7 protein-coding genes are annotated in these 7,766 nt (G+C 41.4%); 1 reads left to right on the forward strand and 6 read right to left on the reverse strand.

Annotated elements, in window-relative coordinates; genetic code table 11:
• Positions 1 to 60: 60 nt before the first annotated feature.
• Together QZ158_RS06870 and manA are read right to left on the reverse strand one after the other, a co-directional pair.
• Positions 61 to 801, reverse strand: a complete 741-nt coding sequence (locus QZ158_RS06870) for a MerR family transcriptional regulator (protein WP_293886986.1) — start codon at positions 799 to 801, stop codon at positions 61 to 63.
• A gap of 127 nt (positions 802 to 928) precedes the next feature.
• Positions 929 to 1,873, reverse strand: coding sequence for a mannose-6-phosphate isomerase, class I (manA, locus tag QZ158_RS06875; RefSeq protein ID WP_293886988.1), 945 nt, complete (start codon positions 1,871 to 1,873; stop codon positions 929 to 931).
• 143 nt (positions 1,874 to 2,016) lie between these two features.
• On the opposite strand from manA, the gene queG reads away from it, so the two are divergent.
• Complete coding sequence (gene queG, locus QZ158_RS06880) at positions 2,017 to 3,150, forward strand: tRNA epoxyqueuosine(34) reductase QueG (protein WP_293886990.1); 1,134 nt, start codon at positions 2,017 to 2,019, stop codon at positions 3,148 to 3,150.
• A gap of 323 nt (positions 3,151 to 3,473) precedes the next feature.
• Here queG and QZ158_RS06885 read toward each other — a convergent pair whose 3' ends face one another.
• The 4 genes from QZ158_RS06885 to QZ158_RS06900 all read right to left on the reverse strand — a co-directional run bounded on the left by QZ158_RS06885 (position 3,474) and on the right by QZ158_RS06900 (position 7,565).
• A complete protein-coding gene (locus QZ158_RS06885) occupies positions 3,474 to 3,989 on the reverse strand; it encodes a phosphatase PAP2 family protein (RefSeq protein ID WP_293886992.1) in 516 nt (171 codons plus the stop codon).
• Positions 3,990 to 4,034: 45 nt separating this feature from the next.
• Complete coding sequence (locus QZ158_RS06890) at positions 4,035 to 4,445, reverse strand: peptide deformylase (protein ID WP_048691122.1); 411 nt, start codon at positions 4,443 to 4,445, stop codon at positions 4,035 to 4,037.
• 107 nt (positions 4,446 to 4,552) lie between these two features.
• Positions 4,553 to 5,446, reverse strand: a complete 894-nt coding sequence (scrK, locus tag QZ158_RS06895; protein WP_293886995.1) for a fructokinase ScrK — start codon at positions 5,444 to 5,446, stop codon at positions 4,553 to 4,555.
• 199 nt (positions 5,447 to 5,645) lie between these two features.
• Positions 5,646 to 7,565, reverse strand: a complete 1,920-nt coding sequence (locus QZ158_RS06900) for a sucrose-specific PTS transporter subunit IIBC (RefSeq protein WP_293886997.1) — start codon at positions 7,563 to 7,565, stop codon at positions 5,646 to 5,648.
• Positions 7,566 to 7,766: the final 201 nt, after the last annotated feature.

The raw sequence follows: 7,766 nt of genomic DNA on the forward strand, positions 1-7,766 counted from the left end.
AGGTGGGACGACGAAATCGAATTCTAACGAATTACCGATTTCTGTCCCACTCTCACTTTTTTATTTTGCTTGATTTTCGACATAAAAGGCAATGACATCGGAAGTGTACTGGGCTGTACCAGCTCCAAACTTGTCGATGTTTTCCTTGAATTCTGGATTATAGGCATAGCCTTTGCCGATATGGCCAAAAACCTCTATAGAGCAGTCAAATCCATACGTTCGAATCGCGTCTAAAAGTTTGGCTGCTTCTTCTTGATTTTCCGATGCTGTTACTGGCAAACCAGCCTGGAAGTTTTTCGCCAAGACTTGGAAGACTTGATTAAAGGCTCTTGTCGCCTCCTCTTCTCGACCTTTTTGGCGTTCAAGCGCTTGGTCCATGACTTCTTGACCGTACTTGTCTACCGCCTCTTGATGGTATTTTTTAGTATCTTGGTAGCTAAATCCAGTAAATTTTTCCTCAATGGTCATTTTTCTTTCTCCTTTTTGTTCCTGAATGGTTTTTTGCAAGGTGGAAATCAAGGTATCCAGGCGTTGCCTTTCTTGAGTCAAATAGTCCAACTGTTTGGTCAAATGGGGCAATAAGTTAGATTTTTCTTCGGCTAAGAGTTCTGCTATTTGGTCTAAGGAAAACCCTAGATACTTATAGTAGAGAATCACCTGTAATCGTTCTAAATCTTCTTGACTGTATGTCCGATAGCCATTTTCAGATTTCACAGGGACGAGAAGTCCTATCTTGTCATAGTGGTGCAAGGTCTTGACAGAGACACCTGACAGCTCTGCAGCTTCTTTGATATGGTACATGATTTCCTCCTTACAAAGATAGTATAATCCCTCCCCTTAGGTCAGAGTCAAGACTTAACATAAAAATAGTTTTCAGATAAAAAAGGCTTGAGTTGTTCCACAGCTTTTAACTCAAACCCTTTCTTTTTTATGGATGACTCACGATCAATTCTAAATCTTGCCCTTCCAAAGTCCAAGATTCAACATCGCTCGTTAAGATAAAGTGGTCCCCTTTTCCAATCGGATAATTCTCCTCATCTACCTGTAGACTGCCTTGCCCTGAGAGAACGCTCAACAAGCTATAATCATGGGTCTTTTCAAATCGAACTTCCCCATTGACTACCCACTTGTGAACACCAAAGAAGTCATTAGCCACTAACAAAGTAGACGACAAGTGATCCACTTTTTCTTCAACTGGCCGGCTATTCGCTGGAGCCCCTAAGTTCAGCACATCAATGGACTGTTCAATGTGCAACTCACGTAAATTTCCTTGATCATCTTTGCGATCAAAGTCGTAAACTCGATACGTCGTGTCGCTTGATTGCTGGGTTTCCAAGATTAAGATACCCGAACCGATGGCATGCATGGTTCCACTTGGCACATAGAAGAAATCTCCCGCTTTCACAGGAACCCGCGCTAACAGATCATCCCATTCTTTTCCTTCGATCATTTGGCGCAATTCTTCCTTAGACTGGGCGTGGTGACCATAGATAATCTCTGCCCCTTCATCAGCGGCAATAATATACCAGCATTCAGTTTTCCCAAGTTCTCCTTCATGCTCCATTCCATAGGCATCATCTGGGTGAACCTGAACACTAAGCCAGTCATTAGCATCTAGAATCTTTGTCAACAAAGGAAAGACCGGTTCTGGTCGATTCCCAAACAATTCGCGATGCTCTGCATATAGTTGGTCTAAGCCCATTCCAGCATAAGGTCCATTCTTAACAACAGAAACACCATGTGGATGGGCCGAAATAGCCCAGTATTCACCAACATGATCGCTCGGGATTTCATAGCCAAACTCATCTCGTAATCTAGTTCCACCCCAAATTTTTTCCTGCATAACTGATTGTAAAAATAGCGGTTGTGACATACCTGCCTCCATATATCCTTGTATTCAATACCTTATTATACCAAATTCCACTTGTTTTTGAAAGCCCTGCCAAGCTCTTTAGCCCCTTTTTAATTTTTTGCACGTTTTTCGCATTTTTACCGGCTTTCCGCTATAATAGGAATATGAACCTCAAAGAATCCATTATCGAATTGGCTCACTCCATTGGTATTTCAAAAATTGGCTTTACCACTGCGGATGATTTTTCCTATTTAGAAAAATCCCTCCGCCTTGCCGTGGAAGAAGGCCGAAATTCTGGTTTTGAGCACAAAAATATTGAAGAACGAATCCAACCACGTTTAAGTTTGGCTTCTGCTAAGACGATTATCTCCATTGCCGTTGCCTATCCCCACAAGTTAAAGCAACAACCTCAGAAGACGGCCTATAAACGCGGAAAATTCACCCCCAATAGCTGGGGCCTTGATTATCACTATGTCTTGCAGGATAAATTAGACCGCCTAGCACGAGGGATTGAAGAATTAACCGCCGACTTTGAATACAAGGGCATGGTGGATACCGGTGCCTTAGTGGATACCGCGGTTGCTCAACGAGCTGGGATTGGCTTTATCGGAAAGAACGGCCTCGTCATCTCAAAAGAATACGGTTCTTATATGTTTTTAGGGGAGCTGATCACCAACCTAGAGATCGAACCCGATCAAGCCGTTGACTATGGTTGCGGAGATTGTAACCGCTGTGTAGAAGCCTGCCCGACTTCTTGTTTAATCGGAGATGGCTCTATGAATGCCCGACGTTGCCTGTCCTTTCAGACCCAAGACAAGGGGATGATGGATCTGGAATTCCGTAAAAAGATTAAAACGGTCATCTACGGTTGTGATATCTGTCAAATCTGCTGTCCCTACAACCGTGGTCTGGACAATCCGCTAGCCACTGATATCGATCCTGAACTAGCTCACCCGGAATTAATCCCCTTTATCGAGTTATCCAATGGACAATTCAAGGATAAATTTGGAATGGTTGCTGGTAGTTGGCGGGGAAAGAATATTCTCCAGCGTAATGCTATCATTGCTTTGGCCAATGCTAATGACCGGTCTGCTATTCCTAAACTGTTAGAAATCATCGAAACCTCGCAAAACCAGATTCATATTGCAACAGCCATTTGGTCACTGGGAGAGCTGATTCGAGAAGTCACACCTGACTTAGTTGATTTGTTAACTTCCCTCAAAAATCCTAGTCCTGCGATTATAGAAGAACGTGAACGGTTCTTCCAAAAATTCCCCCACCAAATCTCACATAATTAAAAACTGCCTAACTGAGTTAGGCAGTTTCAGATTTAAGATAAAGTCTTCAGAAAAATTTTCCTTAGGTGAGTACGGACGTTAGGTGAAATTATCCAGTGGATGATTTCAGCAATCCAGGAAGTTCCATGAGTAATTATTAAGCCTAAGGTCTCAATAATTCCGAATGCCTGAAACAATTATGTTTCAGGCATTTTCTCACAGCGGAAAGTTTTTTATCTTCTTAAATAACTAAAAAATAAAAGTCATTTTTCGAAAATCATCTAGCTGTATTATGTAAAACAATAGTTTGTCTACATTCAAAAACTTCTCTCATCCAGCCTCTATCAGAAAATTCCGAATAGAGAAAAACTGACAATTCCCCATAGGAGTGCAACGACAAATCCGACTATGACATCACGGACAAAATGGAGTCCCGCCAGAACACGAACGCCTGCCAATAGCAGAGCCAAGAAAAGACCAAGGCTCGATAGAAGAGGATTCACACCCCAAGCTACTGTCGAAATGATGGCCGCCGAAAAGGCATGCCGACTTGGCATGGAACTCCCCTTGCCTTCTCTCTCTAAAAGAGGCGGAAACGCGCCAAGCTCATAGGGACGGGGCCAATTGATTGCTTTTCGAATGACACTCAGTAACATAAAGCCAGACGCCGGAACCAACAGATAGGCAAGAACAACCCAAATATCGGAAGCTTTCAGATAAGCTGCCCAAAGAACATAAACATAAAGGAGTGGCATCAGCAGGGTGACGAGGCGGTTGACCCACTTTAATAAAGAAAGATAATAGGGATGGGACACCAAAAATGGTCTAACCCGTTCATAGAACAAATATTCTTTTTTCATCAACAAATTCTCTTCGATCGATTCCTTAATAAGCAGCAACTGAATCTAGATCAAAATCCCTTCCAGGTGATCTAGCTCATGCTGGCAAATCTGGGCCGCAAAACCTTCTAAGCTTATGAGCTGAGGCTTCCAATTCATGTCGCGGTAGGAGACTTGAATCTTTTCAAAGCGGCTCGTTTTTCGGCTCCCTGCCAAAGAAAGGCACCCCTCTTCTGTCTCATAAACTCCTTCTTTCTTGACTAGAACAGGGTTAAAGAGAACCAAGGGCATCAAACCAAATTGGATAATGATCACTCGCTTGCGTACACCAATCATATTAGCCGCCATGCCAACACAGGAATCTTGGTGAGCTCGTAAGGTATCTTGTAAGTCTTGCGCCAGATATAAATCCTCTTTTGTCGCTTCTTCAGATACTTGACTCAAAAAGAAGGGATCCTTCATAATGGCTTTTTCCATCTTTTCTCCTCTCTTGCTTAAAAAAGAGAAGGTCATTCATCCATCTTCCCGACGAAGAACTCCCTCCCCTAGCATTTCATGCTTTTTGTTGTTTCAGCCTTACCTGATTAGTCTTTTTTGCTGACTTGTTTTGCTAAGACAAAGTTACCCAAGGTTGCTGAACCATTTCCAGCTACCGCAGGAGTCACGATGTAGTCACGAACATCTGGAACTGGTAAGTAGCCGTTCAATAATACTGTGAATTTTTCACGAACGCGATCCAACATGTGCTGTTGTGCCATCACTCCTCCACCAAATACAATCACATCTGGGCGGAAGGTTACAGTCGCATTAACAGCAGCTTGAGCAATATAGTAGGCTTGGATATCCCATACAGAGCTATTGAGCTCGATATTTTCCCCACGAATACCAGTACGAGCTTCCAGGCTTGGACCAGCTGCAAGACCTTCTAAACAGCCTCTGTGGAATGGACACACACCGTTAAATTCTTTTTCAACATCCATTGGGTGTTTGTCAACATAGTAATGGCCCATCTCAGGATGTCCTACTCCACCAATGAATTCACCACGCTGGATGACACCTGCACCAATTCCTGTACCGATTGTGTAGTAGACTAAGTTTTCAATCCGTGCACCCGCATTATTACGAGCGACAACTTCACCATATGCTGAGCTATTTACGTCCGTTGTAAAGTAAATCGGTACATTTAATGCACGACGGAAAGCACCTACTACATCAACATTCGCCCAATGGGGTTTGGGAGTTGTTGTAATAAAACCATATGTTTTTGAATTTTTATCAATGTCAATCGGTCCAAATGAGCCAATCGCTAAACCAGCAAGAGTTTCAAATTTAGAGAAAAATTCAATACATTTATCAAGGGTTTCAATAGGAGTTGTTGTTGGAAACTGTGTCTTTTCAATGACGTTATTATTTTCGTCACCTACAGCACAAACAAACTTTGTTCCACCAGCTTCAAGACTTCCATATAATTTAGTCATATCAATCCTCTTCTTCAATTCTCTTTTTTTCTATTATATCATAAAGGAAAACGGTTCACTTCTATTCCTTAAAGAAAAAACTACTCTTATTTATGTTTCAACATTAGGTGAGCAACTTTTTCATTCCAAACCTCATCTCCAAACAAAATTCAAGGACTGGAGGATACCCTAACCAGTCCTTGAGCAATCATATTTTAGATTATGCTTTTACTTCAATAATCGCATCGCCTTTAGCAACTGCACCAGTAGCTACTGGAGTTACTGAAGCATAGTCAGCTGTGTTTGTGACGATGACCATTGTTGTATCATCAAGACCAGCTGCTGCAATTTTAGCAGAATCAAATGTTCCAAGAACATCTCCAGCTTTGACCTTGTCACCTTGAGCAACTTTTTTCTCAAAACCGTCACCATTCATTGAAACAGTGTCGATCCCAACGTGGATCAAGATTTCAGCACCATTCGCTGTCTTCAAACCGAAGGCATGTCCAGTTGCAAAAGCAATCGTTACTTCAGCATCTGCAGGAGCATAAACGACACCTTCAGATGGCTTCACTGCAATCCCTTGACCCATAGCACCGCTTGAGAATACAGGGTCATTCACATTTTCTAAAGCAACAGCTTGCCCAACGATTGGAGAGATGATGGTTTCATCTTGAAGAGATGCTGGAACAGTTCCAGTTGTTTCTTCTTCAATAATTGCACCAGCTTCTTCGTCCTCTGCACGAACTGATGAAGCTTCATCTTCATAACCAAACATATATGTCAAACCGAAACTTAGTGCAGTTGTAAATACAACCATAAATACATATTTCAATAATTGACCATTTAGATAGAGAAGTGTTCCTGGAATAATTGTAATACCAAATCCTGTACCAGCAAGGTTTAACATAGATGCAATCCAACCACCTACAGCACCTGCTCCCAAAGCAATAACGAATGGTTTCACATAACGCAAGTTCACACCAAAGATTGCTGGCTCAGTAATACCTAATAAGGCAGAAATAGTTGCAGGAAATGCTAAAGCTTTCACTTTTTGAGATTTTGATTTCACTGCCACAGCTAAAGTCGCACCAGCTTGTGCAGTCATAGCAGCTGTAATAATTGCATTAAATGGATCTTTTTTATCCGAAGTAATTAATTGCGATTCAAGAAGATTAAAAATATGATGGACACCAGTAACAACAATCAACTGATGAACCCCACCGATAAGAAGACCTGCAAGACCGAATGGTAAATTTAAAATAAACTTAGTTGCATTCAGTACATGTTCCTCGATGCTGTGGAAGAATGGTCCAATAATAAACAAGGCGAGGAATGACATGATTGTTAATGTAAATAATGGAACCAATAACAAATCTAAGACATCTGGAATTTTCTTATGGAGCCATTTTTCAAGTTTCGCACCAATTAGACCAACGAAGAAAGCGGGAAGAACTGAGTTCTGGAATCCAACTACATGATGGAAGATACCAAAGAACGTTGCTGCTTTAGAAGGATCTTCCGCTACAACCCACGCATTTGGAAGTGTCGGACTAACCATCATCAAACCAATTACAATCCCAAGAACAGGATTTCCACCAAATACTCGGAATGCAGACCATGAAATCAAGGCTGGGAAGAAGGCAAACGCAGTATCGGTTAAAATTGTTGAATAGGTATAGAAATCTGTAGATTTAAATGCGTCTGCTGTAGTACCAAACAAAGCCAACACTTGGTCTTGAGCAATAGCACCACGAATTCCCATAAACAAACCAGTTGCAACGATTGCTGGTAAAATTGGGACAAAAACATCCCCGAAGGTACGAATAGCTCGTTGGAACCAATTTCCTTGTTTAGCGGCTTCAGCTTTCATTTCATCTTTTGATGAAGTTGGCAAGCCTAGAGCTACTACTTCATCGTAGATCTTGTTTACAGTACCAGTACCAAAGATGATTTGGTATTGACCTGAGTTAAAGAAAGCTCCCTGTACTTTTTCAATGTTCTCAACAACATCTTTGTTGATTTTTGCTTCATCTTTGACCATCACGCGAAGACGAGTCGCACAGTGAGCAACACTGCTAACGTTCTCAACTCCACCGATTGCATCGATGACTTTTTTTGCAATTTCTGTATTTGACATTTGCAAAAATCTCCTTATTTTTTATTGTTTTGAAAACGGTTCACCCGTCTCTACGCATTTAATTGTACCACGTATTAAGAATATGTCAACCGTTTTGCAGAAAGTTTTTGGTATTTATTTGCAATTTTTGATAGTTTGAAAGAAGCTCTTTTTATTTTCATTTAGCTAAACACCATTCCACTACGTAATATAGCCCTTATC

It is taken from the genome of Streptococcus sp. A12 (assembly GCF_905372335.1).
Taxonomy (GTDB): domain Bacteria; phylum Bacillota; class Bacilli; order Lactobacillales; family Streptococcaceae; genus Streptococcus.